The 1,545-nt window shown below is 67.2% G+C and carries 2 protein-coding genes; both read left to right on the top strand.

Annotation, left to right across the window (positions count from 1 at the left end):
• Positions 1-596 (top strand): molybdate ABC transporter permease subunit (modB, locus tag AACR77_RS15070; RefSeq protein ID WP_042882563.1); only part of this gene is annotated, 596 nt, incomplete at its 5' end.
• The coding region (locus tag AACR77_RS15065; RefSeq protein WP_042882561.1) for an ATP-binding cassette domain-containing protein at positions 593-1,545 on the top strand (953 nt) is incomplete at its 3' end. The genes modB and AACR77_RS15065, both read left to right, overlap by 4 nt.

The raw sequence follows: 1,545 nt of genomic DNA, 5'->3' as shown, positions 1-1,545 counted from the left end.
CGCTCGCCTGGTGGCTGTCTCGCAGCCAGCACCGGCTGCGCCCCCTGGTGGAGGCCATGGTGGCCCTGCCGCTGGTGCTGCCACCCACCGTGCTCGGTTTCTATCTGCTGCTGGTCTTCTCCCCGGAGTACGGCCTCGGTGGCTGGTGGCGGGAGACCTTCGGGGCCCCGCTCGCCTTCAGCTTTCTCGGCCTGCTCATCGCCTCCGTCATCTATTCGCTCCCCTTCGTGGTACAACCCCTCACCTCCGCCTTCGTCAACATGGGCAACAAGGAGCTGGAGGCTGCCGCCACCCTGGGGATGGGCCCGTTTGAGCGCTTCTTTCGCATCATCCTGCCGATGACGCTGCCCAGCTTCGTGATGGCGGCGGCGCTGGGCTTTGCCCACACCCTGGGGGAGTTCGGGGTGGTGCTGATGATTGGCGGCAACATTCCCGGGGAGACCCAGGTGCTCTCCATCGCCCTGTTTGATCACGTGGAGGCGATGGATTACCAGAATGCCCATATTCTGGCCGGCGGCCTGATGGGCTTCTCCCTGGTGATGCTGGTGCTGGTCTACGGCGTGCTGCAACGCCGGCAACGGAGGCTGTTCGGATGAGCCTCTACCTCAAGGCCAGACGTGATTTCGGCCCCTTCACCCTGGCGTGCGATCTGGCGTTGCCCCCCAGCCGCATCCTCGGCCTGTTCGGTCCTTCGGGCTGTGGCAAGAGCACCCTGCTGCGCATCATCGCCGGGCTCGACAGGGCCCCGGGCGATGCCCTGCGCTGGCAGGGGCGCGAGCTTGCAGCCCTGCCCCCCGAGGCGCGGCGCATCGGGCTGGTGTTTCAGGATGCTCGTCTCTTCCCCCACTTGAGCGTGCTCGGCAACCTGCAACTGGCGGCTCGCAAGGGGAGGGGGTGCTGGCAGCCAGAGGATCTGGCTGCGCGCCTCGGCTTTGCCGAGCTGCTGGGGCAACCGGCCCACGGCCTCTCCGGCGGTCAGCGTCAGCGGGTGGCACTGGCCAGGGCCTTGCTGGCCGAGCCCGACTTGCTGCTGCTGGATGAACCCTTCTCGGCGCTGGACAGGCGCAGCCGCATCCATCAGGCCCACGTGCTCAAGGGCTTGCAGCAGGAGAGCGGCATCCCCATGATCTTCGTCAGCCACGCCATGGAGGAGGTGAGCCTGCTCTGCGATGGACTGGTGCTGCTGGCAGAGGGACGGGTGGAGGCCCAGGGCACCCCCGAGGAGATCTTCGCCCGCATCGACCTGTCGCTGGCCAGTCGCGACGACGTCGGGGTCATGCTCTCGGCGACCCTGTCCCACTACGACGAGCACGAGCAGATGGCGACCCTGCGACTGGGGGAGCAGACCCTGATGGTGACCATGGAGCATGCCCCCGATGAAGCAGGCCCCTTGCAGATCAAGGTGGCGGCGCGGGATCTGGTGATCGCCACCGAGCCCATCGTGCACTCCAGCCTCTCCAACTGCCTCGAGACCCGGCTGCTGGAGGTGCGGGAGGTGCGACCGGGGCAGACCCTGTTGCAGTTGGCGCTGGGGCAGCAGATACT

This window comes from Aeromonas sp. ZOR0002, from assembly GCF_963866995.1.
GTDB lineage: Bacteria > Pseudomonadota > Gammaproteobacteria > Enterobacterales > Aeromonadaceae > Aeromonas > Aeromonas caviae.
Note: the sequence above shows the minus strand (reverse complement) of the source record. Positions and strands in the feature narration are given on the sequence as shown.